Annotated in this window: 25 protein-coding genes; 20 read left to right on the top strand and 5 right to left on the bottom strand. The window is 69.4% G+C overall.

Going from position 1 to position 25,072, the window contains the following annotated elements; translation table 11 throughout:
* Positions 1–99 precede the first annotated feature (99 nt).
* The gene (gene rocD, locus ACIRON_RS29105) at positions 100–1,350 is read right to left on the bottom strand and encodes an ornithine--oxo-acid transaminase (RefSeq protein WP_402998375.1); all 1,251 of its coding nucleotides are present in this window, start codon (positions 1,348–1,350) and stop codon (positions 100–102) included.
* Between the two features lie 201 nt (positions 1,351–1,551).
* Here rocD and ACIRON_RS29110 point away from each other — a divergent pair, with 201 nt between their 5' ends.
* From ACIRON_RS29110 to glmM, 6 genes are all read left to right on the top strand, one after another.
* On the top strand, positions 1,552–2,973 hold the full coding sequence (locus ACIRON_RS29110) for a hypothetical protein (RefSeq protein ID WP_402998377.1): 1,422 nt from the start codon (positions 1,552–1,554) through the stop codon (positions 2,971–2,973).
* A complete protein-coding gene (locus ACIRON_RS29115) occupies positions 2,970–3,209 on the top strand; it encodes a hypothetical protein (RefSeq protein WP_402998380.1) in 240 nt (79 codons plus the stop codon). Before ACIRON_RS29110 ends, ACIRON_RS29115 begins: the two co-directional genes overlap by 4 nt.
* 125 nt (positions 3,210–3,334) lie before the next feature.
* Positions 3,335–3,739, top strand: coding sequence for a hypothetical protein (locus ACIRON_RS29120; RefSeq protein WP_402998383.1), 405 nt, complete (start codon positions 3,335–3,337; stop codon positions 3,737–3,739).
* Between the two features lie 254 nt (positions 3,740–3,993).
* The gene (gene rplM / locus ACIRON_RS29125) at positions 3,994–4,437 is read left to right on the top strand and encodes a 50S ribosomal protein L13 (RefSeq protein ID WP_091051763.1); all 444 of its coding nucleotides are present in this window, start codon (positions 3,994–3,996) and stop codon (positions 4,435–4,437) included.
* A 14-nt stretch (positions 4,438–4,451) separates the two neighbouring features.
* Entirely contained in the window at positions 4,452–4,952 is a 501-nt protein-coding gene (rpsI, locus tag ACIRON_RS29130) for a 30S ribosomal protein S9 (protein ID WP_176884242.1), read from the top strand.
* A 104-nt stretch (positions 4,953–5,056) separates the two neighbouring features.
* Complete coding sequence (gene glmM, locus ACIRON_RS29135; RefSeq protein ID WP_402998387.1) at positions 5,057–6,412, top strand: phosphoglucosamine mutase; 1,356 nt, start codon at positions 5,057–5,059, stop codon at positions 6,410–6,412.
* A gap of 86 nt (positions 6,413–6,498) precedes the next feature.
* On the opposite strand, the gene coaA is transcribed toward glmM, so the two are convergent.
* Positions 6,499–7,464 carry a type I pantothenate kinase gene (coaA, locus tag ACIRON_RS29140; RefSeq protein ID WP_402998390.1) on the bottom strand — a complete coding sequence of 322 codons (966 nt, stop codon included), beginning with the start codon at positions 7,462–7,464 and terminating at the stop codon, positions 6,499–6,501.
* Between the two features lie 70 nt (positions 7,465–7,534).
* Between coaA and glmS the strand changes: the two genes are divergently transcribed.
* The 10 genes from glmS (at position 7,535) to tsaD (ending at position 17,640) form a co-directional block, all read left to right on the top strand.
* Positions 7,535–9,382: a glutamine--fructose-6-phosphate transaminase (isomerizing) gene (gene glmS, locus ACIRON_RS29145; RefSeq protein ID WP_402998393.1), complete on the top strand. Its 1,848-nt coding sequence runs from the start codon at positions 7,535–7,537 to the stop codon at positions 9,380–9,382.
* A 13-nt stretch (positions 9,383–9,395) separates the two neighbouring features.
* Positions 9,396–9,749: a holo-ACP synthase gene (locus ACIRON_RS29150; RefSeq protein ID WP_402998395.1), complete on the top strand. Its 354-nt coding sequence runs from the start codon at positions 9,396–9,398 to the stop codon at positions 9,747–9,749.
* 111 nt (positions 9,750–9,860) lie between these two features.
* A complete protein-coding gene (locus tag ACIRON_RS29155; protein ID WP_402998397.1) occupies positions 9,861–11,231 on the top strand; it encodes an NAD(P)H-hydrate epimerase in 1,371 nt (456 codons plus the stop codon).
* A 20-nt stretch (positions 11,232–11,251) separates the two neighbouring features.
* The gene (gene alr / locus ACIRON_RS29160) at positions 11,252–12,439 is read left to right on the top strand and encodes an alanine racemase (RefSeq protein ID WP_402998399.1); all 1,188 of its coding nucleotides are present in this window, start codon (positions 11,252–11,254) and stop codon (positions 12,437–12,439) included.
* Complete coding sequence (locus ACIRON_RS29165) at positions 12,436–13,533, top strand: alpha/beta fold hydrolase (RefSeq protein WP_402998401.1); 1,098 nt, start codon at positions 12,436–12,438, stop codon at positions 13,531–13,533. Before alr ends, ACIRON_RS29165 begins: the two co-directional genes overlap by 4 nt.
* Entirely contained in the window at positions 13,530–14,474 is a 945-nt protein-coding gene (gene tsaE, locus ACIRON_RS29170; RefSeq protein WP_402998404.1) for a tRNA (adenosine(37)-N6)-threonylcarbamoyltransferase complex ATPase subunit type 1 TsaE, read from the top strand. Before ACIRON_RS29165 ends, tsaE begins: the two co-directional genes overlap by 4 nt.
* Before the next feature lie 10 nt (positions 14,475–14,484).
* On the top strand, positions 14,485–15,135 hold the full coding sequence (gene tsaB / locus ACIRON_RS29175; protein WP_402998406.1) for a tRNA (adenosine(37)-N6)-threonylcarbamoyltransferase complex dimerization subunit type 1 TsaB: 651 nt from the start codon (positions 14,485–14,487) through the stop codon (positions 15,133–15,135).
* Positions 15,132–15,587 (top strand): ribosomal protein S18-alanine N-acetyltransferase, encoded by a 456-nt coding sequence (gene rimI, locus ACIRON_RS29180; protein ID WP_091051789.1) that lies wholly within the window; start codon positions 15,132–15,134, stop codon positions 15,585–15,587. The genes tsaB and rimI overlap by 4 nt, the downstream gene beginning before the upstream one ends.
* A 45-nt stretch (positions 15,588–15,632) precedes the next feature.
* Positions 15,633–16,196 (top strand): hypothetical protein, encoded by a 564-nt coding sequence (locus ACIRON_RS29185; RefSeq protein ID WP_402998410.1) that lies wholly within the window; start codon positions 15,633–15,635, stop codon positions 16,194–16,196.
* A 382-nt stretch (positions 16,197–16,578) separates the two neighbouring features.
* Positions 16,579–17,640 (top strand): tRNA (adenosine(37)-N6)-threonylcarbamoyltransferase complex transferase subunit TsaD, encoded by a 1,062-nt coding sequence (gene tsaD / locus ACIRON_RS29190; protein ID WP_402998412.1) that lies wholly within the window; start codon positions 16,579–16,581, stop codon positions 17,638–17,640.
* A 12-nt stretch (positions 17,641–17,652) separates the two neighbouring features.
* Here tsaD and ACIRON_RS29195 read toward each other — a convergent pair whose 3' ends face one another.
* Positions 17,653–18,831, bottom strand: coding sequence for a methyltransferase domain-containing protein (locus ACIRON_RS29195; protein WP_402998415.1), 1,179 nt, complete (start codon positions 18,829–18,831; stop codon positions 17,653–17,655).
* 134 nt (positions 18,832–18,965) lie between these two features.
* Between ACIRON_RS29195 and ACIRON_RS29200 the strand changes: the two genes are divergently transcribed.
* From ACIRON_RS29200 to groL, 3 genes are all read left to right on the top strand, one after another.
* Positions 18,966–19,721 (top strand): hypothetical protein, encoded by a 756-nt coding sequence (locus ACIRON_RS29200; RefSeq protein ID WP_402998418.1) that lies wholly within the window; start codon positions 18,966–18,968, stop codon positions 19,719–19,721.
* A gap of 188 nt (positions 19,722–19,909) precedes the next feature.
* Positions 19,910–20,203 (top strand): co-chaperone GroES, encoded by a 294-nt coding sequence (groES, locus tag ACIRON_RS29205; protein ID WP_008362423.1) that lies wholly within the window; start codon positions 19,910–19,912, stop codon positions 20,201–20,203.
* An 88-nt stretch (positions 20,204–20,291) separates the two neighbouring features.
* Entirely contained in the window at positions 20,292–21,911 is a 1,620-nt protein-coding gene (gene groL, locus ACIRON_RS29210) for a chaperonin GroEL (protein ID WP_091051800.1), read from the top strand.
* Positions 21,912–21,960: 49 nt separating this feature from the next.
* Here groL and ACIRON_RS29215 read toward each other — a convergent pair whose 3' ends face one another.
* The gene (locus ACIRON_RS29215) at positions 21,961–22,710 is read right to left on the bottom strand and encodes a GH25 family lysozyme (protein ID WP_402998421.1); all 750 of its coding nucleotides are present in this window, start codon (positions 22,708–22,710) and stop codon (positions 21,961–21,963) included.
* Positions 22,711–22,729: 19 nt separating this feature from the next.
* Positions 22,730–23,398, bottom strand: a complete 669-nt coding sequence (locus ACIRON_RS29220) for a DUF305 domain-containing protein (RefSeq protein ID WP_402998424.1) — start codon at positions 23,396–23,398, stop codon at positions 22,730–22,732.
* Between the two features lie 132 nt (positions 23,399–23,530).
* On the opposite strand from ACIRON_RS29220, the gene ACIRON_RS29225 reads away from it, so the two are divergent.
* A complete protein-coding gene (locus ACIRON_RS29225) occupies positions 23,531–25,045 on the top strand; it encodes an LVIVD repeat-containing protein (protein WP_402998427.1) in 1,515 nt (504 codons plus the stop codon).
* Positions 25,046–25,072: the final 27 nt, after the last annotated feature.

The following is a 25,072-nucleotide window of genomic DNA, read 5'->3' on the forward strand; positions in this document are numbered from 1 at the left end:
ACGGCGAAACAGCCGAGATGGCAGTTGTGGGCGACGAAAGTTGAGTTTCGTCGCCCACAACTACAGATTCGGCCTGCCAGAACTACAGGCTCGCCGGGGTCAGGCGGAGACGGCCGCCTCGAGCTGGTCGAGGGCCCAGTGGAGGTCGTTCTCGGCGATCACGAGGGGCGGCGCGAGGCGGATGGTGGAGCCGTGGGTGTCCTTGGCGAGTACGCCGAGGGCCAGGAGGCGCTCGCAGATCTCGCGACCGGTGCCGACGGCGGGGTCGATGTCGACGCCGGCCCACAGACCGCGGGAGCGGAACCCGACGATTCCCTTGTTGGGCGCCTTGCCGACCATCGCCAGGAGCCGGTCGCGCAGGACCTGGCCGAGCGCCTCGGCGCGGGCCTGGAACTCGCCGGTCTCGAGCAGCTCGATGACGGCGGTGCCGACGGCGCAGGCGAGCGGGTTGCCACCGAAGGTGGAGCCGTGCTGGCCGGGGCCGATGACACCGAGGACGTCGCGGTCGGCGACCACGGCGGAGACGGGGACGATGCCGCCGCCGAGGGCCTTGCCGAGGATGTACATGTCCGGCTTCACGCCGGCGTGGTCGCAGGCGAAGGTGTAGCCGGTGCGGCCCAGACCGGCCTGGATCTCGTCGGCGGCGAAGAGCACGTTCTCGCGGGTGCAGAGCTCGCGCAGCCCGATCAGGAAGTCGTCGCCGGGGATGACGACGCCGGACTCACCCTGGATCGGCTCGACCAGGACGGCCACCGTGTTGGGGGTGATGGCGGCCTCGATCGCGGCGAGGTCGGCGTACGGAACCATCACGAAGCCGGGGGCGAACGGGCCGAAGCCGTCGCGCGCGTCGGCGTCGTCGGAGAAGCCGACGATCGTGGTGGTGCGGCCGTGGAAGTTGCCGGCCATCACGATGATCTCGGCCCGGTCGGCGGGCACGCCCTTGACGTCGTAGCCCCACTTGCGCGCGACCTTGATCGCGGTCTCGACCGCCTCGGCGCCGGTGTTCATCGGCAGCACCATGTCCTTGCCGCACATCGCGGCGAGGCGGGCGGTGAACTCGGCGAACTGGTCGTGCACGAACGCGCGCGAGGTCAGGGTGACCTTGTCGAGCTGCTCACGGGCGGCGGACAGCAGGGCCGGGTGGCCGTGACCGAAGTTCAGCGCGCTGTAGCCGGCCAGCATGTCGAGGCAGCGGCGACCGTCGACGTCGGTCACCCAGGCGCCCTCGGCGTGGCTGATCACCACCTCGAGGGGGTGGTAGTTGTGCGCGGAGTGCGCCTCGGCGGCCGCGAAGGCAGTGGGGGTCAGGCTGGTCGCAGCGGTGGCCTGAGCCTCGTTGAGCAGGGTCATCGCACTCCTCCATCTCGTGGGGCGTTCTCGGTGATCTGAGCAGGATCATCTGATTGTCAGACAATCCTACGATCAGGCTACGCCAGATGTCTCATCGTTGTCGCCAGGTCGGTAACGCGACAGCAAATCCCGGTGCAGACGGTGCATCCGGGGGTATAGGTTCCGTCCGTCCGCCTCGCGTTCTCTGGCAGCGAACCACAGATGCGCATCCGCGCACTGGTGGCGGCTGCTGCCGTCGCCCTGATCGTGCCGGCAGTGCCGGCTTTCGCGACGGAGACCCCGTCGACCACCACGGAGCCGTCGGAGACGGCCACCACCGAACCGGCGCAGCCCGAGGCAGAGACCGGAACGGAGGCCGAGACGGGAACCGAGACGGGAACCGTGACGGAGCCGGACCCCGCGGCCGAGCCCGAGACCGGGACGGAGTCCGAGACGGACCCCGGCGCCGAGGCCGAGGAGTCGACCGCCGCCGTGGTGACCACCGTCGTGATCACCGTCCCCGCCACGACCCCGGCCGGGGGCGCGACGTTCCCGGTGACGTACGACGTGGAGAACGTCGAGGCGCTCGGGGCCAACCCGACGGCCAACTGGACGATCACCGGCTCGAACGGCACCTCGCCGAACGGCCCGCAGTCCGCGCCGATCACGCTCGACGCCGACGGCGTCGGGACGGTCCAGGCGACGATGCCGACCGCGACCGACACCTATCGGATCACCGCGTTCGTCGAGGGTGAGGGTGGCGCGACCGACCCGGTCACCGCCGACCTCGGCGCGGTCGACGCCACCAAGCCGGTCGTCACCCTGAGCCGCAGCCTGACCACCTTCTACCCCTACAAGGACGGCTACCGCGACACCGTCACGGCGAAGTTCACCGTGAACGAGACCGTCGGCTTCACCGCCAAGGTCGTCACCTCCGGCGGCACCCTGGTCCGCACCCTGGGCTCCTCCTCGAGCTTCAGCGGCACCACCTCGTACGTGTGGAACGGCTACAACAACGCCGGCACCCGGGTCTCGGGCACCTACTACATCCGCGTCGAGACCAAGGACAAGGCCGGCAACGCCACCAACGCCCAGATCTCGGTCGCCGCATCGGCCAAGAAGCTCACCTGGAAGACCTACTCCAAGAAGGTCACCGCCAAGGACGCCCTCAACTACAAGTACGTCGGCTCCTGCTCCACCCTCAAGGCGCCGGCTCGCAGCGACTGGGCGGGGTCGCGCGGCTTCCGCTCGAACGTCAAGTGCAACGGCGGCGACAGCGCCAAGTCGCGGGTGCTCACCGACAGCGTCACCTGCCTGCCCCGGTCCGTCGACGGGAACTACCGCAACCTCACGATGAAGCACTACGGCGGCCGGCCGAAGGGCTACACCAAGAACGTCTACCTGGTGACCCACGTCTATAAGCCGCAGACCTCTGGTGCCTGGACGCTGGCCCAGCGCCACCAGTTCGGCAACTCGGTGAAGTGGAAGACGATGGCCTCGGTCTCCTCGCCGAACGCCCTGGTCGCCGACCGCAAGTCCACCCAGTACTGCCCGTCGCTCTGGTGGGCCACGGGTCTCCAGTCGGGCTCGCGCTACGACGTGTGGAAGTACTCGGTCGGCATCCAGTACCGGGTGCTCGCGTGACCGCGATCGATGCGCGGACCTTCAGCACGAAGGTCCTGATCGTCGTCGCCGCCGGTGCGCTGCTGCTCGGCCTCCTGGCGGGCGGTGCCGTCGGTGCCGTCTTCCTCGGTGGCGGCGAGGCCCCGGACCAGAAGCCGGTCACCGGGCAGCCGCAGGAGCGGGGCGAAGGCCCCGACTCGGCCCAGCTCGACGAGGACGCGTTCGCCCCCGAGGGTGAGGTCGGCGCCGACCAGTAGCTGAGGGAACGAACCGCAGAAGACGTACGCCGCCGGGCGCTGTCCCGGCGGCGTACGTCTTTGTTCTCACCGAAGTCAAAGGCCTGGCACAGCCTCACCACAGGTGCCGGGCGGACTCTGGAAACATGAGCGACCAGAGTAAGGACGACGAGGCTCCCGAGCCGGTGCAGCCACCGGTCGAGGAGGCTGCTGTCGAGCAGGCCGCTGTCGAGCAGGCCGCTCCGAAGAAGAAGCTCTCCGAGCGGGTCTTCGGCTGGAAGAGCGTCGCGGTCGCCGCGGCCGCCGGTCTCGTCATCGGCGGTGGCGTCGCCGCGGGAGTCGCCGCGGTCGTCGACGGTGGCTCCGACCAGGGCCAGCGGGAGTTCGGTCAGCGCGGCGGCGGTCAGACGCCGTACGGCCAGCCGCCGGACGGCGGGCAGATGCCCGACGGTGGTCAGCGGCCCGACTTCGGCCAGGACGGCGGTGGCCCCGGTGGCTTCGGCCAGCCACAGGACCAGTCCGACGGGCAGTCCCAGGGTCAGTCGAGCTGACCAACCCCAAGATCGCGTACGCCGCCCGGCTCCCCGACCGGCGGCGTACGTCTTGATTTGTCTCTGTCGTGCGGGGGCTCGTAACCTTGTGCGGTCGTGACTCCTGCCGCGTCCTGGCCATTCGCACGGTCAGGGACGCAGATCCGGATGACTACCCCCGTGGTAGGGCAAGCCGGGCCGTGTTCGTCAGAAGCCACGCAGCACCATCCCGGTGCGCATCCGTGCGCCGGGTCCAACGAACTAAGAAGGCACACGTGCGTACTTACGCTCCCAAGCCGGGCGACATCGAGCGCGCCTGGCTCGTGATCGACGCGACCGACGTCCGTCTCGGCCGCCTCGCGGTCCAGGCCGCTGAGCTCCTCCGCGGCAAGCACAAGGCGATCTTCGCGCCCAACGCGGACACCGGCGACTTCGTCATCGTCATCAACGCCGAGAAGGTCTCCCTCTCCGGCAACAAGGCCAAGACCAAGCTGGCTTACCGCCACTCCGGCTACCCGGGTGGTCTGACCGCGACCCCGATCGGCGAGATCCTCGAGAAGGACGCCCGCAAGGCGATCGAGTCCGCTGTGTGGGGCATGCTGCCGAAGAACAAGCTCGGCCGCCAGATGCTCAAGAAGCTCAAGGTCTACTCCGGTCCGACGCACCCGCACGCCGCGCAGCAGGCCGTTCCGTTCGAGATCAAGCAGATCGCCCAGTGAGCCAGGACCAGGACATGACTGAGAACACCGTAGAGGTCGAGGAGACCTTCGAGACCGACGAGCAGGGCCTCGCGTACACCTCCGAGAGCGCCCCGTCCGCCGACACCCCCGAGCGCCCGGCGACCATCGCCCCGGCTGCCGCCACGGGCCGCCGCAAGGAGTCCGTGGCCCGCGTCCGGATCGTCCCGGGCACCGGCGAGTGGACCATCAACGGTCGCACCATCGAGGACTACTTCCCCAACAAGCTGCACCAGCAGATCGCGAACGAGCCGTTCGCCGCGCTGCAGCTCGAGGGCCGCTTCGACGTGATCGCCCGTATCGACGGCGGCGGCATCGCCGGTCAGGCCGGCGCGCTGCGTCTCGGCGTGGCCCGCTCGCTCAACATCGTTGACGAAGAGGCCAACCGCCCGACCCTGAAGAAGGCCGGTCTGCTGACCCGCGACGCCCGCGTCGTGGAGCGGAAGAAGGCCGGTCTCAAGAAGGCCCGCAAGGCCTCGCAGTTCAGCAAGCGCTGATCGCCCTGCAGATCGCCTAGCATTGTTGGGGTGCCTCGGCTCGCCGAGGCACCCCAACACATTTTTCGGGCGGGGGCCGACGTACGAAAGAAGGTCACACGGACGTGGCACGCCTTTTCGGCACTGACGGAGTTCGCGGTCTCGCGAACGGCGAGATCCTCACCGCCTCGCTCGCCCAGAACCTGGCGACATCGGCGGCACTGGTCCTGACCGAGGAGCTGCGCGGCTCCGGCAGCGGACGCAAGCCGCTGGCGGTGGTCGGCAACGACTCGCGCGTCTCCGGGCAGTTCCTGCAGGCGACGGTTGCCGGTGGTCTGGCCTCGGCCGGTTGCGACGTGATCGACGTCGGCGTGCTGCCGACGCCCGGGGTCGCCTACCTCACCGCGGCCCTGCAGGCCGACCTCGGCGTGGTCATCTCGGCCTCGCACAACCCGATGCCCGACAACGGCATCAAGTTCCTCCAGCGCGGCGGGCACAAGCTCGACGACGTGCTCGAGGACCGGATCGAGGCACACCTCGACGAGCCCTGGGACCGCCCCACCGGCGCGTCGGTGGGCCGGATCTCGACCCACGAGAACCCCGTGGAGACGTACGCAGCCCACCTGATCTCCACGCTGGAGCGCCGCCTCGACGGGCTGACCGTCGTCGTCGACTGCGCCAACGGCGCGGCCGCCGCCGCGGGCCCGCTGGCCCTGGACCAGGCCGGGGCGAAGGTGATCGCGATCAACGACGTCAACGACGGCCTCTCGATCAACGACGGGGTCGGTTCGACCCACCCGGAGATGCTCCAGAAGGCGGTCCTCGAGCACGGCGCCGACGTCGGGTTCGCCTGGGACGGCGACGCCGACCGCTGCCTGGCCGTCGACGGTGAGGGCAACCTGGTCGACGGCGACCAGCTCATCGCGATCCTCGCACTCGGGCTCCACGACGCCGGCCGCCTCCCCGACGACACCGTGGTCGTCACCGTGATGAGCAACCTCGGCTTCGTCAAGGCGATGGACGCCGCCGGCGTCCATGTGAAGCAGACCGCCGTGGGCGACCGCTACGTGCTCGAGGAGATGCGCTGGGGCGGCTACGCCATCGGTGGCGAGCAGTCCGGCCACATCATCATGAGCGAGCACGCTACCACCGGCGACGGCATCCTCACCGCGCTGCACGTCCTGCAGCGGATGACCCTCACCGGGCGCACCCTCGCCGACCTCGCCTCCGTCGTCACCCGCCTCCCGCAGGTCCTGCTCAACGTCAAGGGCGTCGACAAGGCCCGCTGCAAGACCGACGACGGCCTCCTCGAGGCCGTGGCCGCCGAGGAGACGGCCATGGCCGGCTCCGGGCGGATCCTGCTGCGTCCCTCCGGCACCGAGAACCTCGTACGCGTCATGGTCGAGGCCCCCACGCATCACGAGGCCGAGGCGTGTGCCGAGCGGCTCGCGGACGTGGTCCGTTCCCGCCTGGCTCTCTGACCCCTCCCGTCACACCCGTTGCCGAGTCGGCTCGTCAAGACGAGCCGACTCGGCGTGGTTTTCGGTCAGGATGAGCCGACTCGGCGTCAGATCTTTCGGAGCCGCACGTAGCGGACGGAGTGGTCGCTGTCCTTGCGGAGGACGAGGGTGGCGCGGGAGCGGGTGGGGAGGACGTTCTCGCGGAGGTTGGGACCGTTGATCTCGTTCCAGATCTCGGTCGCGCGGGTGATGGCCTCGTCGTGGCTCAGGGCCGCATATTTCGTGAAGTAGGACGACGGGTCGCGGAAGGCGGTCTCGCGCAGCCGCAGGAAGCGGTCGACGTACCACTGCTTGATGTCGCGCGACCCCGCGTCGACGTAGACGGAGAAGTCGAAGAAGTCCGAGAGCGCCAGCGAGATGGTGCCGTCGGCGCGGACCCGGGAGGGCTGCAGGACGTTGAGGCCCTCGAGGATGACGATGTCGGGCTTCTTGACCAGCACGGTCTGGTCGGTGACGTCGTAGGTCAGGTGTGAGTAGATCGGCGCGCGCACCTCGTCCTCACCCGACTTGAGGTCGACGAGGAAGCGGAGCAGGGCCTTGCGGTCGTACGACTCCGGGAAGCCCTTGCGCTCCATCAGGCCGCGACGCTCGAGCTCGGCGTTGGGGTAGAGGAACCCGTCGGTGGTCACCAGGGCGACGTTGGGGTGCTCGGGCCAGTGGGCGAGCATCTGCTGGAGCACACGAGCCGTGGTCGACTTGCCGACGGCGACGGATCCGGCGACGCCGATGACGAACGGCGTACGCTCCGGCATCGTCTTGCCGAGGAACAGCTCCTGCTGGTCATGGAGCCTGTCCGAGGCGCTCACGTAGAGGCTCAACAGCCGGCTCAGCGGCAGGTAGACCTCCTCGACCTCCTTGAGGTCGATCTGGTCGCCCAGGCCCCGCAGAGACTCGATCTCGGCCTCGGTCAGCGGACTCTCGGTCTCGGTCGCGAGCTCTGCCCACGCGCTTCGGTCGAGCTCGACGTAGGGCGAAGAGCCGCGGTCGTCGCCGTGTGGCGCGGGGTGTGACATGGCAACGATTGTTACGCACATGCGCCGCCGCTTCCTGCTGGGGTCCACGAGAGCCGTAGGATCATCCGCCATGTGCGGCATCGTTGGGTACGTCGGAGACCGGTCGGCGCAGGACGTCGTGATCGATGGCCTGCGGCGGTTGGAGTACCGCGGCTACGACTCGGCCGGGATCGCGCTGATCTCGGCTGACGGGGCCCTGGCGGTGGACAAGAGGGCCGGCAAGCTCGCCAACCTGGAGAAGGCGATCGCGGGCACGCCGTTGCCGGCGTCGACGACCGGGATCGGCCACACCCGCTGGGCGACCCACGGCGGTCCGACCGACGGCAACGCCCACCCGCACGTCGGCCGCACCGGCCGGGTCGCGGTCGTGCACAACGGGATCATCGAGAACTTCGCCGAGCTGCGTGCCGAGCTGGAGACCGAGGGCCACGAGTTCAGCTCGCAGACCGACACCGAGGTGGCCGCTCATCTGCTCGAGCGCGAGGTCGTCGGCGGGGCCGACCTGACCGTCGCGATGCAGAAGGTCTGCTCGATCCTCGAAGGCGCCTTCACCTTCGTCGCGATCGACGCCTCCGACCCCGACCGGGTCGTCGCCGCGCGCCGCAACAGCCCGCTCGTGGTCGGCCTGGGCGAGGGGGAGTCGTTCCTCGGCTCCGACGTCGCCGCCTTCATCGAGCACACCCGCGAGGCGATGGAGCTCGACCAGGACCAGGTCGTCACGATCACCCGGTCCGGTGCCACGGTCACCAACTTCGACGGCACCCCCGCCGAGGGCCGCCGCTTCCACGTCGACTGGGACCTGGCCGCCGCCGAGAAGGACGGCCACGACTGGTTCATGCGCAAGGAGATCCTCGAGCAGCCTCGTGCCGTCGCGGACTCGCTGCTGGGACGGCGTACGCCTTCGGGGTCGCTCCATCTCGACGAGATGCGGCTCGACGACGACGAGCTGCGCGAGGTCACCAAGATCATCATCATCGCCGCGGGGACGTCGTTCTACGCGGGCATGGTCGCGAAGTACGCCATCGAGCACTGGTGTCGGATCTCGGTCGAGGTCGAGCTGGCCTCCGAGTTCCGCTACCGCGACCCGATCCTCGACAACTCCACCCTGGTGGTGGCGATCTCGCAGTCCGGCGAGACCGCCGACACGCTGCAGGCGATCCGGCACGCGCGCTCGCAGCGCTCGAAGGTGCTGGCGATCTGCAACACCAACGGCTCCACGATCCCGCGCGAGTCCGACGCGGTCATCTACACCCACGCCGGCCCGGAGATCGGCGTCGCCTCGACCAAGGGGTACGTCACCCAGCTGGTCGCCTGCTACCTGCTCGCGCTCTACCTGGCCCAGGTCAAGGGCACGATGTACGGCGACGAGATCGACGGCGTGATGACGCAGCTCGAGGCGATGCCTGATGCCGTGGCGAAGGTGCTGGAGACCGCACCGCAGGTCTACGAGCTCGCGCGTGAGTACGCCGATCGCCGCGCCTTCCTGTTCCTGGGCCGCCACGCCGGCTATCCGGTGGCGCTCGAGGGCGCGCTGAAGCTCAAGGAGCTCGCCTACCTGCACGCCGAGGGGTTCGCCGCCGGCGAGCTCAAGCACGGTCCGATCGCGCTGGTCGAGGAGGGCCTGCCGATCTGGTGCATCGTGCCGCCGCGCGGCCGCGACTTCCTGCACGACAAGATGCGCTCGGGGATCATGGAGGTACGCGCTCGCGGCGCCCGCACGATCGCACTGGTCGAGGAGGGCGACGACTCGGTCGACTCGGTCTCCGACACGATCATCCGGCTGCCCAAGGTGCCGGTGCTCCTGCAGCCGCTCGTCGCGGTCGTGCCGATGCAGCTCTTCGCCTGCCAGCTCGCCACCGAGCTCGGCTACGACGTCGACCAGCCGCGCAACCTCGCCAAGTCCGTCACGGTCGAGTGACGGCGGTCCACTGATGGCTGTCCTCGGAGTCGGGATCGACGTCTGCGACCTGGAGCGCTTCGAAGAGTCGCTGGAGCGTACGCCGCGGCTGCGCGAGCGTCTGTTCACGCCCGCCGAGGCGACGAAGCCGATGGCCTCGCTGGCGGCCCGGTTCGCCGCGAAGGAGGCGCTCGCCAAGGCGCTCGGCGCGCCGCAGGGGATGGAGTGGCACGACGCCGAGGTGATCTCGGAGTCCTCGGGCCAGCCGCGCTTCGAGCTCCGCGGGACCGTGCTGGCGCATGCCACGAAGCTCGGCGTCGCCACCGTCCACCTCTCGCTCTCCCACGACGCCGGCATCGCCTCGGCGATGGTCGTCCTGGAGGACTGACCGGGCCTGTTCGAACCTTCGGCCCGATCTCCCCAGCACCCCAGCGCGTAGGCTTGGACCATGCGGCGTGCGCACTCGGTTGAGCAGGTCAGAGCGGCAGAGAAGGCCTTGATGGCGAGCCTGCCAGAAGGTGCCCTGATGCAGCGTGCGGCGGCCGGGCTGGCCTACGCGGTCATCGGCCATCTTCGCGGGCGGGGTCTCGGCGGGGTCTACGGCAAGCGCGTCGTGCTCCTGGTCGGGAGCGGTGACAACGGCGGAGACGCGTTGTACGCCGGGGCGATCCTTGCCCGCCGTGGCGTACAGGTCGAGGCGTGGTTGCTGGCGGATCGCGCGCATTCGGGTGGGGTCGCCGCGCTGCGGGCCGCTGGTGGCGGGGTTGTGAAGCTCAGCGAGGGCTATAGGTCACTCTCAGGTTCACAACCTTCGGTCGTCGTGGACGGGATCGTCGGGATCGGCGGGAAGCCCGGGCTGCGGCCGGATGCCGAGGAGGCGCTGGCAATGCTGGCCGGGGTTCCGGTGGTGTCCGTGGACACACCGAGCGGGGTCTGCGTCGACACCGGCGAGATCGACGGTGCGCATGTGACCGCTGATCTGACGGTCACCTTCGGATCCCACAAGCCGTGTCATCTGCTCGACCCGGCCGCCTCGGCGTGCGGAACGGTGCAGCTGGTCGACATCGGCCTCCGGCTCCCGAAGCCGGTGATCGAGAGCCTCGAGGCCGCCGACGTGGCGGACCTGGTGCCGCGTCCCGCGCCGGACGGGCACAAGTACACCCGCGGCGTGGTCGGTCTTCGCGTCGGCAGCGCCACCTATCCCGGTGCCGCGCTGCTGGCCGTCTCCGGCGCCAACACCGGACTGGCCGGGATGGTCCGCTACGTCGGCACCGCCTCGGAATGGGTCAAGCGGCACAACCCGGAGGTCGTCGGCGACGGCCAGGCACAGGCGTGGGTGGTCGGCTCCGGCAGCGCCGACGGCGCCAACAGCGCGCTCGCGTTCGCCCGGGCGAGCGGCGTACCTCTGGTCATCGACGCCGACAGCCTGCGCGCGCTGAACGGGCCGCTCGGGGTGCCCGCGATCCTGACTCCGCACGCCGGCGAGCTCGCGGCACTGATCCGAGAGGATCGCGGCGACGTCGAGGCTCGTCCGCTGCACTACGCACGGCTCGCGGCCAAGCGGTTCGATGCGGTGGTGCTGCTCAAGGGGCGGCGCACCACGATCGCCTCACCTGACCCCGACACGCCGGTACGGGTCAACACCACGGGCACCTCCTGGCTGGCCACTGCTGGCTCGGGGGACGTGCTCGGCGGGCTGATCGGGTCGCTGCTCGCGGCCGGGCTCGCGCCCATCGACGCCGCGTCTGCCGGGGCCTGGCTGCACGGGACCGCAGCCACTCTCGCGAGCGCGGGTGGGCCGGTGACCGCGAGCGGCGTGGCCGCGGCGATACCCGCCGTTATCCGATCCCTTCCTGCTGTCTCGAGTTAGCAACAACTATCCTTGACACCATGTCACCGAGCCCAGCGCCTCGGGCTCCGCTTCGGCGAGCCGAGATCGTCATCGACCTCGCCGCGATCCGACACAACGTCTCGCGGCTGCGGGAGCACCTGCGAACGCCGATCATGACGGTGGTCAAGGCCGACGGCTACGGGCACGGCCTGGTCGAGGCCGGGCGGGCCGCCCGCGAAGGCGGCGCCGACTGGCTCGGCGTGGCCTCGGCCGACGAGGCGCTCGCGCTGCGCGCGGCCGGCGACGAGGGCCGGCTGCTGGCCTGGCTGATCATGCCCAGCGAGCCCGCCGAGGAGCTCGTGGCCGCGGGCATCGACGTCACCGCCTACACGATCGCCGACCTGGAGAAGTACGCCGCCGCCGGCGACACCCTGGGCCGAACGCCGCGGGTGCAGCTCAAGGTCGACACCGGACTCTCCCGGGGCGGCGCGGCGTTCGCCGACTGGTCGAAGCTGGTCGGGCTGGCGCGCATCCTGGAGGCCGAGGGAGCGATCCGGGTCACCGGGATCTGGTCGCACTTCAGCGCCAGCGAGAACACCGCCGATCCGGCCTCCGCCCTTCAGGAGAAGGTCTTCGGCGAGGCGCTCGCCGTCGCCGAGGAGGCCGGTCTCCGGCCCGAGGTGCGCCACCTCGCCAACTCGGCGGGAGCGCTGCTTCGCCCCAGCGCGCGGCTCGACATGGTGCGGGTCGGGATCGCGACGTACGGCATCGACCCGGCGCCCGGCGTCGAGGGATCGCCGTGGGCCGAGCTCGGACTCGTCCCGGCGATGACCGTGCGGGCCGAGCTGGCGCTGGTGAAGCCGATCGAGGCCGGTGCGGGTGTCTCCTACAACCACACCTGGGTGGCCGAGGAACCGACGACGGTGGGGCTGGTCCCGGTCGGCTACGCCGAGGGCATCCAGCGTCGTGCCGGGAACCGCGCCGAGGTGTGGATCGACGGAGCCCGGTACCCGGTGCGCGGCACCGTCTGCATGGACCAGATCGTCGTCGATCTCGGGGAGGCTTCGGTCGAACCCGGTGCCGAGGTGGTCCTGTGGGGCACAGGTGCCGATGGCGAGCCGACCGCCCAGGACTGGGCCGAGGCGAGCGAGACCATCGCCTACGAGGTCGTCACCAGAATCGGAGGACGGATGAAGCGCCGTTATGTTGACACAGACGTCGACACCGAGCAGGGAGGCGACAGATGAGCAGCATCGCAGCACGGATCGGCCAGATCGCGGCAGGGACTCTGGGAGCGGCTGCGGTCGCTGCCGCGGCCCGCGGCGCGGTGGTGGTCAGGAAGCGCCGCCGCGCGATCGAGGAACGCCCCGAGGACCGGACCCCGCTCGGTACGCTGCGGTCCTGCCCGGTCACCGTGGTGACCTCCGACGGCGTACCTCTTCATGTCGAGGTCGACGAGGTCGACCCGGCTCACACGCATCCCGGTGCGGCGAACGAGGTGACGCTGGTCTTCGTGCACGGCTACTGCCTCAACCTCGACTGCTGGCACTTCCAGCGCGCCGCCTACCGGGGTCTGGTGCGGTCGGTCTTCTTCGACCAGCGCAGCCACGGCCGCAGCGGCCGCTCCTCGCTGGGCAACGCCACCATCGACCAGCTCGGTGACGACCTGCTCCGGGTGCTGGACGCGGTCGTGCCTGAGGGCCCGGTGATCCTGGTCGGCCATTCGATGGGCGGGATGACGATCGCCGCGCTCGCCGAGGACCACCCCGAGCTGTTCGCGCCGTACGACGAGGGTGGCCGCATCATCGGCACCGCCCTGATCTCGACGACCGCCGGTGGTCTCGACCCGAGCCGGCTGCTGATCCCGGTGCTCCCGGCCAAGCTGTCCGGCGGGATCGCCAACAGCACCATGCGGACGCTGGCTCGGGGACACGGGGTCGTCGACCGGTTCCGTGTCATGGGGTCGGCGGTGGCGACCGTCTTCACCGACGTGTTCGCCTTCGGGGACGAGGTGCCTGAGACGTACGTCGAATTCGTGGACGGACTGCTCTCGCAGACACCGTTCGAGGTCGTCGCGGAGTTCTTCCCGAGCTTCCGTGCGCTGGACAAGTTCGAGTCGATCGCCACGCTCGGCCGGGTGCCGACCACGATCATCTGCGGCACCGCCGACCGGCTGACCTCGATCGGCCACAGCCGCAAGCTGCACTCCTACATCCCGGGCTCCCGGCTGGTCGAGTGTGAGAAGGCCGGCCACATGGTCATCCTCGAGCGGCACGGTCAGGTCAACGCCGAGCTCGACCAGCTGCTCGCCTCGGCCACCCGGGATGCGGCCTCGGCATGACGCTCGTCTTCGAGCGGGTCGGGCCGGAGGCCGCGACCGAGGTGCTCGGTATCGTCCGGGCGGCCTTCTCGGCCCGCCCGCCGCTGGATCCGCCCGCGGACGCGCTCGGGGAGACCGAGGGGTCGATGAAGGAGCGCCTCTCCGGCTTCGGCGGAGTGGTGGCGCGGTTGGACGGGGTCGCCGTCGGGGCTGTCGTCATGGATCCTGCGGACTCGACCCTGTGGCTGCGTCGATTCGCTGTTCTGCCTGATCAGCAAGGTCATGGGGTCGCGCACAAGATGGTGACGTACGCCGCCGGGGTCGCGCGTGCGGAGGGTTTCGACGATCTCGCGGTGATCGCTCGCGAGGAGCTCCCGGAGACGTTGCGGTTCTGGGTTCGCCAGGGTTTTCGCGAGGTCTCGCGCGAGTCGCCGGCGGTGCGGCTGCATCGACAGCTGAACGAGTACGTCGTCGAGGCGCTCGACGCCGACGCGATGACGGAGCTCGGTCGGCGGGTGGCCGGGCTGGTCGCCGCCGGTGACGTACTCGTCCTCTCCGGCGGCCTCGGCGCCGGCAAGACCACGTTCACCAAGGGCCTCGGGGCGGGGCTCGGGGTGCGCGGCGAGATCACGTCGCCGACCTTCGTCATCGCCCGGGTGCATCCCTCCACGGTCGGCGGTCCGGAGCTCGTCCACGTCGACGCCTATCGGCTCGGCGGGATCGAGGAGCTCGACGACCTCGACCTCGACACCGATCTCGACGACGCGGTGACCGTGGTCGAGTGGGGCGAGGGCCTGGCCGAGGGGCTCTCCGAGGCGCGGTTGGAGATCCGGATCGTACGCGCCGAGGCCGACGAGGCTCCGCTGGATCTGGTCGAGGCGCCCGACGGCGCGGATCCTCGGCGTGTGGAGATCCTCCCGGTCGGGGCCCGCTGGCGCGGCGTGGACCTCAGCGCGCTCTAGGGTGTGAGTTGTGCTTCTCGCCTTTGACACCGCCACGCCCCAGGTGACTGTGGCGCTCCACGATGGCGACGACGTCGTCGCCGAGGTCGTCTCCGACCGCACCATGAAGCATGGTGAGCAGCTCGCGCCGCTGATCTCGGGCGTCCTCGCCGAGGCCGGGATCGTGCGCCAGGATCTGACCGCCATCGCCGTCGGTGCCGGCCCCGGGCCGTTCACCGGCCTGCGGGTCGGGCTGGTCACCGCCCGGACCCTCGGGTTCGCGCTGGAGATCCCGGTCTATGCCGCCTGCACGCTGGACGTGCTGGCGGTGGAGGCCGTTGCCTCCGGGATCGGTGCGCCGTTCTTCGTGGCGACGGACGCGCGGCGCAAGGAGGTCTACCTGGCCTCCTACGACCCCGACGGCGTACGCCTCGAGGGCCCTGTCGTCGCCCGTCCCGCTGAGGTCGCCACCTCGGGGCCGGTGGTCGGTGAGGGAGCGCTGCTCTATCCCGACGCGTTCCCGACGCCGCTCGGCCCGGTGCGGCCGTCCGCCGGTTGGCTGGCCCGGGCCGTCGCCGAGGAGCAGGTCGAGCTGATGGATCCCGAGCCGCTCTACCTGCGTCGGCCCGATGCGGTGGAGCAGGCTGCCCAGAAAAAGGTGCAGAAGAAGGTCTCTCAGTGACCGTACGCCCGGCCGGCCCGGACGACGTCGACGCGATCGCCGGCCTCGAGCTCGAGGCGTTCCCCGACGACGCCTGGACACCCGAGTACCTGCAGGTGGCGATCGACGGGAAGATGCCGACAGTTCGGATCCTCGTCGCCGTCGATGATGCGGGAACGGTCATCGGTCATGCGCTGGTGAGCGTCGTCTACGAGATCGCCGAGCTCCAGCGGATCGCGACGGCCGAGGAGCAGCGCCGTCGCGGAATCGGTGGGTCGCTCCTCGCGGCGTCGATCGATCTCGCTCGGAGCGAGGGAGCCGAGCGACTTCTCCTCGAGGTCCGCGAGGGTAACGCCGGGGCCATCGAGTTCTACCACCAAGCTGGATTCGTCGAGATCGACCGCCGCGAGCGCTACTACCGCGACGGGGCGACGGGGATCGTGCTGGCCTTCGATCTTGTTGCTCCGGCCTGAGCAGCGAGGCTGACGGAGCCCAAACTGTCGGTGCTCTGTGCTGCGATGGGTGTCATGCACCTCAGACGCAACGCCTTCGACTCGCAGACAGCGGGCCTCGCTCTGGCCAGGACGATCGGACGCGGCGGGCTCCGCCCGCCCACGCTCCAGACGATCGCCGAGGAGGCGAACACGGGAGTGTCGACGTTGCACCGGTGGTTCGGCGGGACGCAGGGAATGCTGCCGCACGCCGCCGCTGCGTTCGCGGACACGTTCTGGACCCGGGTCGCAGATCGGGTGAATGCGACCGGCTGGGCAGGCTTTCTGCCGGAGAACGAAGATGACCTGTTCTTCCTGAGAGCATGGCTGGGTTTTGAGGAGCTTGCCCGTTCTGACGACGGAGTCGGACAAGCAGCAGGTGAGCTGTGGCGTGACGCGAGGTTCTGGTTTCGATCAGTACTCGGCCGCGAGCTCACCGACTTCGAGATGGCAGGAGTGGAAGCGATACTTCGCGGACTGTGGGATGGTCTGTGCGCAGCTGAGCCGCTCGACGCAGGCCTCGCGCATCGCCTGTGGGACGCGGCGTATACGTCGTTGGCGGAGCTCCCGAGCGATGCTGCAGCGGCCTGACAGCCATTGCCCCCAGTCCGCCGTTGCCCTCAACCCGCCGTTGCCCTCAACCCGCCGTTGCCCTCAACCCGCCGTTGCCCTCAGCCGACGGCTTCATCTCTGGCCGGAAAGAAAATTCCTTCCGGAGGATCGACTGATCTTGGGTCTGATCCTGGGTCTGATCTTGGGTCGGGCGGTGCCAGTGGAAAGAAAATTCCTTCCGCAGGGTGAACGTATTCCGGTGCCGAGGTCGCCGGATCACGCGGTCCCCTGAAGCTGTGCCCCTGACGCTGTGGCCGTACGGCCGACGAGCGGAAGGAAAATTCCTTCCGCTGCCGGCGGAACCCGCTCGCTGGCGGCGCCGCTTTCCAACTGCTCAGCGCCCGCAAGGCAGAATGCCCCTATGACTGCTGGTCCTCTCGCCGATGAGCCCTTGGTCCTTGGAATCGAGACGTCGTGCGATGAGACGGGGATCGGGGTGGTGCGAGGTCACACGCTGCTGGCAGACGCGGTGGCGAGCAGCGTCGAGGAGCATGCCCGGTTCGGCGGGGTCGTGCCGGAGGTTGCCAGCCGCGCGCACCTGGAGGCGATGGTGCCGACGATCGAGCGTGCCTGCGAGGAGTCGGGCATCAAGCTCCACGACGTCGACGCGATCGCCGTCACCTCGGGGCCGGGCCTCGCGGGTGCCCTCCTGGTCGGGGTGGCGGCGGCCAAGGCGCTCGCCCTCGGGCTCGACAAGCCGATCTACGGGGTCAACCACCTGGCTTCGCACGTCGCGGTCGACCAGCTGCAGCACGGTCCGCTTCCCGAGCCGTGCGTTGCCATGCTTGTCTCCGGCGGCCACTCCAGCCTGCTCAAGGTCACTGACATCACCGAGGGCGTCGACCCGATGGGCGCGACCATCGACGACGCCGCGGGCGAGGCCTTCGACAAGGTCGCTCGCCTGCTCGGCCTCGGCTTCCCGGGCGGCCCGGTGATCGACCGGACCGCTACGTCGGGCAGCTCTATCGCGATCGACTTCCCCCGAGGCCTCACCGCCCGTCGCGACCTGGAACGACACCGCTTCGACTTCTCCTTCTCCGGGCTCAAGACCGCGGTCGCCCGCTGGATCGAGGCCAAGGAGCGCAGCGGCGAGCCCGTCCCGGTTGCCGATGTGGCAGCCAGCTTCCAGGAGGCCGTGGTCGACGTCCTGGTGCGAAAGGCCCTCGACGCAGCCTCTTCCGAAGGCATCGAGGACATCATCATCGGCGGCGGGGTCGCGGCCAACAGCCGGCTTCGGGTGCTCGCCGAGGAGCGCGCCACCAAGCTCGGCATCCGCGTCCGGGTCCCGCGTCCGGGCCTGTGCACCGACAACGGCGCGATGGTGGCGGCTCTGGGGGCGGAGATGGTGGCCAGGGGGCGTACGCCTTCGGCGCTGGACCTTCCGGCGGACTCCTCCCAGCCGATCACGACCGTCCTGGTCTGATCCCCGGCGATCTCAGAAGGGCCGCACCAGCAGACAGGTCCCTTCGCCGGCGACTCGGGTGAGCACGATCGTGGCCTCCTCGGAGCCGGACAGCGCGAGCCGCTTGCGGAGCTGCTCGGGCACGACCTGTACGCCGCGCTTCTTGATGGTCAGCTTCCCGATCCCGCGCTCGCGCAGCGCCGCCTTGAGCTGCTTGTCCCGGTAGGGGAGCTCCTCGAGCACCTGATACCCGCGGGCGAACGGGGTCTCGAAGGAGGCGGAGGAGGCGACGTACGCGATGTGCTCATCGATCAGATGGCCCTGGACCCCGGCGGCGACGGCGGTGACCAGACCGGCGCGGATGACCGCCCCGTCGGGCTCGTAGAGGAACTCGGCGACCGCGCCGACCTCGGCGCCGGGGTCGTCCTCGGAGGTGAGCGTCGCCAGGCCGCGCTCGCCGATCACAGTGGCCCGCCGGTGGGTGCTGGCCAGCGAGCCCGACCACAGTGCGGCCTCCTTGACCTCGCCGCGGTCGCTGACCCATTCGGCCTCGACCTTGTCGGGTACGAGGTCGTGCGGGATCCCGGGGGCGACCTTCACGCACGCGTCGCGCGCGAAGAGCGTCTCGACCCACGACCACGGCGGCGACCACCCCTCTGCGGAGAAGACCCGGCCCCTGGCGCCGCGACGTGCCGGGTCCGCGTACGCGACATCGAAGGGGGAATGGTCGACATCTGTCGCGTCGGCGACGGTGACGGCACCTGGCAGCCCGAGCGCGTCCAGGTTCGCCTGGGCGACGGCGACCCGCTCCGGATCGCGGTCCACCCCTGCGGCGGTGAGCCCGGCACGCGAGGACGCGATCAGGTCTCCGCCGATCCCGCAGCCCAGGTCGATGACGCTCGTCGCGTCGAAGGCCCGCAGTCGCGCCGCCCGGTGGTGGGCGACGGCGAGGCGGGTGGCCTGCTCGAGGCCGTCGGGGGTGAAGTACATCCGCGGTGCCAGGTCTCCGAACTTGGCGGCCGCCTTCCGGCGCAGGTCGACCTGGGTCATCGCCGCGGCCACGCGCTCGGCCGCCTCGTCCTTGCGCAGGGCGGTCTGCACCGCCAGCGCCGACCCCTTGCCGGGCTCCTCGGACATCGTCATCTCGGTGGCTCGCGCCAGCAACCGTTGCCCGTCATCGGTCAGCAACCAGGCGAAGGCGTCGAGATCCATACCCCGATCCTCTCAACCGGTGTTCGGGACCTGACGATCCCAGTACCTTCCGGTGCGTCACTGATCTAGGATTCCGTCACGTGTGCCGTCCCCCACGTCGAATCCTGGAGAGCCTCGGGGCACTCGCAGCAGTCATGACACTGCTCTCGTTACTGTTCGCCGCGCCCGCTTCCGCGGATTCGGTGACCCCGGTCCGCTACTGCTCGCAGAGCGATGGCTACCACGATCTGGACGGTGAGTACTCCGCCACGGCGGTGGCGCCCGACGGCTACCTGATCGCGTCCTACTGTGTGGACAGCGATGGCCGTCGCGGCCGCTCGGAGGTGCACACCCTGGAGCCGCCGCAGCGCACCACGACCGTCTGGGGCAGCGAGGGACGTCCGTTGAGGGGTTACTCGGTGACGTACGTCAAGATCCCGGCGTCCGAGCAACCCGACCCTGACCCCGACCCCGGCAACGGAAACGGGAACGGAAACGGGAACGGCAACGGCTCGGGCGATGACGAGGACGAGGGTGCCGGGAACGGGCCGGGCGGTGACGAAGAGTCGGCCGAGCCCGAGCAGAGCGAGCCGGCAGGCCAGAACGACCAGACGAGCGACGCACCGGCGCCGGCGGGAGGCGCTGAGCAGGACGAGCAGCCGGTACGTACGCCGGAGGCTCGTGCGTCCGCGTCGGAGCCGAGCCGCTCGGCCTCTGCCGAGGCCTCCGCGGACGGCTCGCAGATGACGACTCTGAGCGACGGCGAAGAGCTCAAGGTCACCTCGCTCGCCGAGCGCGCCGAGGACGACGACGAGAGCATGCGTGCGCTCGTCGTCGCCGGAAGCATCGTCATCGTCGGTCTCCTCGGCGGGGCGATCGCAATCTTCGTGCGACTCCCCGGACGGCGATAGACCGGGCTTTGCTGGCACTCATTGCAGTCGAGTGCTAACGTCTGCTCTGGCACTCTCCCCTTGAGTGTGCCAGCGCTTGCGAGCCGGGTGCGACCCCCGCGACGGCGTACGTGGCAGATCGCAAGCACAGACGTAGCAACACCCACCGAAGTCTGACTCCGTAGAAAAGAAATGGGGAGGTCGACACAGTGTCGGTCAACATCAAGCCTCTTGAGGACCGGATCGTCGTCAAGGCCGTCGAGGCCGAGCAGACCACCGCCTCCGGTCTGGTCATCCCGGACACCGCCAAGGAGAAGCCCCAGGAGGGCGAGGTCCTGGCGCTCGGCCCGGGTCGTATCGACGACAAGGGCAACCGCGTCCCGCTCGACGTCGCCGTGGGCGACAAGGTCATCTACAGCAAGTACGGCGGCACCGAGGTGAAGTACGCCGGCGAGGAGTACCTCATCCTTTCGGCCCGCGACATCCTCGCGGTCATCGCCTGACGTCATCCGTCTCGCACAGCGCGGCCGGGCCGACGGGGTTAGTCCTGGGGCCACGGCCGCGCACTGCGTTACTAGGGAGTAAATGCATATGCCGAAGATCCTGGAGTTCGACGAGAACGCCCGCCGCGCCCTCGAGCGTGGCGTCGACGCCCTCGCCAACGCCGTCAAGGTGACGCTGGGCCCCAAGGGCCGCTACGTCGTCCTCGACAAGAAGTGGGGCGCCCCGACCATCACCAACGACGGTGTCACCGTCGCGCGTGAGATCGAGCTGGACGACCCGTTCGAGAACCTTGGTGCTCAGCTCACCAAGGAGGTTGCGACCAAGACCAACGACATCGCTGGTGACGGTACGACCACCGCGACCGTCCTCGCCCAGGCGATGGTCCACGAGGGTCTGCGCGCGGTTGCCGCCGGCGCGAACCCGATGAGCCTCAAGCGCGGTATGGACGCCGCCGCGGCCGCCGTCGGCGACGCCCTGCGTGCCGCCGCCCGTGAGGTCGTCGACGAGTCCGACATGGCCTCGGTCGCCACGATCTCCTCCCGCGACGCGAAGATCGGCGAGATCCTCGCCGAGGCCTTCGCCAAGGTGGGCAAGGACGGTGTCATCACCGTCGAGGAGTCCAACACCACCGGCACCGAGCTCGAGTTCACCGAGGGCATGCAGTTCGACAAGGGCTACATCTCTCAGTACTTCGTGACCGACCAGGAGCGGATGGAGGCCGTCATCGACGACCCGCTGATCCTGCTCGTCCAGGGCAAGATCAGCTCCATCCAGGAGCTCCTGCCGCTGCTGGAGAAGGTCATCGCCGCCGGCAAGCCGCTGTTCATCATCGCCGAGGACGTCGAGGGCGAAGCCCTCTCGACCCTGGTCGTGAACAAGATCAAGGGCACCTTCAACGCGACCGCCGTCAAGGCGCCCGCGTTCGGTGACCGCCGCAAGGCCATGCTGCAGGACATCGCGATCCTCACCGGCGCGCAGGTCGTCGCCGAGGAGGTCGGCCTCAAGCTCGACCAGGTCGGCCTCGAGGTGCTCGGCACCGCTCGCCGGATCACGGTCACGAAGGACAACACCACGATCGTCGAGGGCGGCGGCGACGCTGCTGCGGTCGAGGGTCGCGTCAACGAGATCAAGTCCGAGATCGAGCGCACCGACTCCGACTGGGACCGCGAGAAGCTCCAGGAGCGCCTCGCCAAGCTCGCCGGTGGCGTCTGCGTGATCAAGGTCGGCGCTCACACCGAGGTGGAGCTCAAGGAGAAGAAGCACCGCATCGAGGACGCTGTCTCCGCGACCCGCGCCGCCATCGAGGAGGGCATCGTCGCCGGCGGTGGCTCCGCGCTGATCCACGCCGTCTCCGTTCTGGAGAAGGACCTCGGCCTCGAGGGCGACGAGGCGGTCGGCGTACGCGTCGTCCGCAAGGCCGCCGACGAGCCGCTGCGCTGGATCGCCGAGAACGGTGGCGACAACGGCTACGTCATCACCACCAAGGTCCGCGACCTCGGTGTCGGGCAGGGCTTCAACGCCGCCACGGGTGAGTACGGCGACCTGGTCGCCCAGGGCGTCATCGACCCCGTCAAGGTCACCCGCTCCGCGCTGATCAACGCCACCTCGATCGCGGGCATGCTGCTCACGACCGAGACCCTGGTCGTCGACAAGCCGGAAGAGGAAGAGGCGCCCGCGGCCGGTCACGGCCACGGTCACGGCCACTGAGGCATAGTCGAGTCGGCGCATCTGTCCCAGATGCGCCGACTCGGCGATTTCAGCGAACGACCAGCTCGTCGAGATCGGCGTCGTCCGAGAGCACGTTCATGTCCACGTACGCCTCGTCCTCGCTGCCGACGCCCTCGAGCCGGTCCCGGTTGGAGTACTGCCAGATGGTCCACGACCGTCCGTCGGGCACCCGGGGCGGCCACGCGACGGAGCGGAACCAGATGGGGTTGTCGGGGTAGGCGTCGACCAGGTAGGCGCGGTAGGCCGACGGCGTGGTGTAGATGACCGGCGCGATGCCGTAGTGCGCCTCGAGCTTGGCCAGCAGTGGGTCGAGGATGGCGCGGACCTCGGTCGCGGGCGGCAGGTTCCCCTTGAAGGAGCCATAGGGCTCCAGGTCGACGACCGGGGCGAGGGTGCCGGCCACGCGAGGCACCGTGGCGATCATGTTGTGCGCCTGGTCGGCGCCCGGGCTCTCGAAGCTCATGAAGTGGTAGGCGCCGGTCGCGAGCCCGGCTCGCCGGGCCTCGGCCCAGTTGGCCGCGAAGCGTGTGTCCACGTGCGCGGAGCCCTCGGTCGCCTTGATCCAGGCGAAGTCGATGTCCTGCTCGGCGACCCGTGGCCAGTCGACGGTGCCGTTGTGGTGGGAGACGTCGATGCCGCGTACGTCGTACTTCGCCGCGAACAGCCGGGTCGGCATCACGACGCCGGTGTAGACCAGCGCGGTCGTGATCAGGGCGAGGCAGAGGACGACGGCGGAGCCGATCAGGACGCGTCGACGGCGGGCGGGGGCGAGGGGCACCGCGGAACCGTATCGGTTCTCACAGCTCCTGGAGCAGCTTCTCCATGATGTCGATCTCGACCGACTGGGTGGCCTCGACGTCCATCGCCATCTCCATCGCCAGCGCGTCGCTGCCCTGGGAGGCCATCGGCTCGACCATCTCCAGGGCGCCCTGGTGGTGCTGGATCATCCCGGTCAGGAAGAGCCGGTCGAACTTCTCCCCGCGGGCCTCGCCGAGCTCCTTCATCTGATCCGGGGTGAGCATGCCGGCCATCGTGTGCGCGGGATCCGAGGCGCGCGGCACCCGCAGCCCGCGGGTGTTGAGCCAGCCGCTCATCGCCACGATCTCGGGACCCTGGGCCGACTCGATGCGCTTGGCCAAGGAGACGACCTCGGGGTGGACGCCGTGCTCGCGGGCCAGCCGGGTCATCTCCAGCGCCTGGGCGTGGTGCGGGATCATCATCGTCACGAAGTCGGCATCGGTCTGGGACCACGGGTCCGTGGCAGCGGCCGAGGGCGAGATCGTCGCCGCGGCCTCACCGGGCGCTCCGCCCTGGACCACGGGTGCCGACTGGGTGGCCGCCTCGGGACTGGGAGAGTGCCCGGCGTGCTCACCGTGCGCGTCGTCCGAGGAGCCTCCGCACCCGCCGAGCGCGATCGCCGCGACGACCACACCCGAGGTGATGAGACCGAACCGCCGACCGGGCATGTGTCTCCTTCCGAGATCCCGCAGAGGTGAACAATTTATTCACATTCCATGCCTCCCGTGTACGACTTTTACTAAAGTTGAGAGGTCCTGCCCGTGCCACCCCACGGCGGCCGACTCGGAAGGCTTGCGATCATGAGGCTAAGACGACCCACCCACTACCTGGCCCCCATCGCGGTGGTCATGGTTGTCGCAGGAGGGCTGGCCGTCGCCGCCCCGTCCTCCGCAGACGAGTCCCATACCCACGGCACCGAGAGCACCGACGCTCCCGAGGCCCAGACGAGCTGCACCGCCGAGGAGAAGCAGGCGATCACCAAGCTCGGAGACAACTTCGCCTCCGCCTGCGTCGCCGGCAACGACCTCGCCAACCTCGGCGCCAACAATCCGGTGGTGCCCGCCGGCGAGTCCGACGGCACACCCAACATGCGCCTGATCGCCAACATCCCCAAGTCGGGTGCCTTCACGCCCGCCAACGCCCTCAACAGCGACCTCGCCTTCCAGGGCCGCTACGCGTTCGCGGGCAACTACAACGGGTTCAACGTCATCGACATCAAGAACCCGACCCGCCCGCGACTCGTGAAGCAGTACGTCTGCCCCGGGTCCCAGAACGACATCTCCGTCTATGACGACCTGCTGGTCCTCTCGGTCGACTCCAGCCGCAGCAACAACACCTGCGACAACGTGGCGCAGTCGGCCGAGATCAAGGAGTCGTGGGAAGGCATCCGCGTCTTCGACATCAGCAACCCGAGAGACCCGCAGTACGTCGCGGCGGTCGAGACCAAGTGCGGTTCCCACACCCACTCGCTGGCCCCGAGCAAGGACCGGCGATCGGTCTATGCGTACGTCTCCTCCTACGGTCCGCGCGCGGAGTACCCCGACTGCCAGCCTCCGCACGACCGGATCAGCATCGTGAAGATCCCGAAGCGGGCGCCGGAGCGGGCCGCGGTGGTCAACGAGCCGGTGCTGTTCCCCGACGGCGGATACACCAACACCGCCGGCTGCCACGACATCACCACCTACCCGTCCAAGGACATCGCCGCCGGCGCCTGCATGGGCGACGGCATCCTGATGGACATCTCCGACCGTGAGAACCCGGTGGTGACCGAGCAGGTCACCGACACCACGAACTTCGCGTTCTGGCACTCGGCCACCTTCAACAACACCGGCACGAAGGTCGTCTTCACCGACGAGCTCGGCGGCGGCGGTGCGCCGACCTGCAACCCGGAGACCGGGATGGAGAAGGGCGCCAACGGCATCTACGACATCGAGGGCGGCCAGCTCGTCTTCAAGTCCTACTACAAGATCCCGCGCACCCAGTCCAACACCGAGAACTGCGTCGCCCACAACGGCTCGCTGATCCCGGTCAAGGGCAAGGACATCATGGTCCAGGCCTGGTATCAGGGCGGTGTGTCGGTCTACGACTTCACCGACTCCGCCAACCCGAAGGAGATCGCCTGGTTCGACCGTGGTCCGTTCGAGGACACCACGACGATCGCCGGACCCTGGTCGACCTACTACTACAACGGCTACATCTACTCCAACGAGATCCAGCGTGGCTTCGACGTCTTCGACCTGCGCGACCCGCGGGTCGCCTCGGCGAAGCGGGTCAGGTTCGATGAGCTGAACGTCCAGGCTCAGCCCTCCTACTGAGGCAAAGCCGAGTCGGCGCATCTGTCC

It is taken from the genome of Nocardioides sp. NPDC101246 (genome assembly GCF_044767415.1).
Lineage (GTDB): Bacteria > Actinomycetota > Actinomycetes > Propionibacteriales > Nocardioidaceae > Nocardioides.

Excerpts from the sequence above, each read along its gene's own strand:
- ACIRON_RS29110 (WP_402998377.1), top strand. The coding sequence starts at position 1,552 with ATGCGCATCCGCGCACTGGTGGCGGCTGCTGCCGTCGCCCTGATCGTG.
- ACIRON_RS29220 (WP_402998424.1), bottom strand. The coding sequence starts at position 23,398 with ATGCCCGGTCGGCGGTTCGGTCTCATCACCTCGGGTGTGGTCGTCGCG.
- ACIRON_RS29225 (WP_402998427.1), top strand. The coding sequence starts at position 23,531 with ATGAGGCTAAGACGACCCACCCACTACCTGGCCCCCATCGCGGTGGTC.
- ACIRON_RS29155 (WP_402998397.1), top strand. The coding sequence starts at position 9,861 with ATGGCGAGCCTGCCAGAAGGTGCCCTGATGCAGCGTGCGGCGGCCGGG.
- rocD (WP_402998375.1), bottom strand. The coding sequence starts at position 1,350 with ATGACCCTGCTCAACGAGGCTCAGGCCACCGCTGCGACCAGCCTGACC.
- tsaE (WP_402998404.1), top strand. The coding sequence starts at position 13,530 with ATGACGCTCGTCTTCGAGCGGGTCGGGCCGGAGGCCGCGACCGAGGTG.
- ACIRON_RS29120 (WP_402998383.1), top strand. The coding sequence starts at position 3,335 with ATGAGCGACCAGAGTAAGGACGACGAGGCTCCCGAGCCGGTGCAGCCA.
- coaA (WP_402998390.1), bottom strand. The coding sequence starts at position 7,464 with ATGTCACACCCCGCGCCACACGGCGACGACCGCGGCTCTTCGCCCTAC.
- alr (WP_402998399.1), top strand. The coding sequence starts at position 11,252 with ATGTCACCGAGCCCAGCGCCTCGGGCTCCGCTTCGGCGAGCCGAGATC.
- rpsI (WP_176884242.1), top strand. The coding sequence starts at position 4,452 with ATGACTGAGAACACCGTAGAGGTCGAGGAGACCTTCGAGACCGACGAG.
- ACIRON_RS29150 (WP_402998395.1), top strand. The coding sequence starts at position 9,396 with ATGGCTGTCCTCGGAGTCGGGATCGACGTCTGCGACCTGGAGCGCTTC.
- tsaD (WP_402998412.1), top strand. The coding sequence starts at position 16,579 with ATGACTGCTGGTCCTCTCGCCGATGAGCCCTTGGTCCTTGGAATCGAG.
- ACIRON_RS29200 (WP_402998418.1), top strand. The coding sequence starts at position 18,966 with ATGACACTGCTCTCGTTACTGTTCGCCGCGCCCGCTTCCGCGGATTCG.
- glmS (WP_402998393.1), top strand. The coding sequence starts at position 7,535 with ATGTGCGGCATCGTTGGGTACGTCGGAGACCGGTCGGCGCAGGACGTC.
- groL (WP_091051800.1), top strand. The coding sequence starts at position 20,292 with ATGCCGAAGATCCTGGAGTTCGACGAGAACGCCCGCCGCGCCCTCGAG.
- ACIRON_RS29165 (WP_402998401.1), top strand. The coding sequence starts at position 12,436 with ATGAGCAGCATCGCAGCACGGATCGGCCAGATCGCGGCAGGGACTCTG.
- ACIRON_RS29185 (WP_402998410.1), top strand. The coding sequence starts at position 15,633 with ATGGGTGTCATGCACCTCAGACGCAACGCCTTCGACTCGCAGACAGCG.
- ACIRON_RS29195 (WP_402998415.1), bottom strand. The coding sequence starts at position 18,831 with ATGGATCTCGACGCCTTCGCCTGGTTGCTGACCGATGACGGGCAACGG.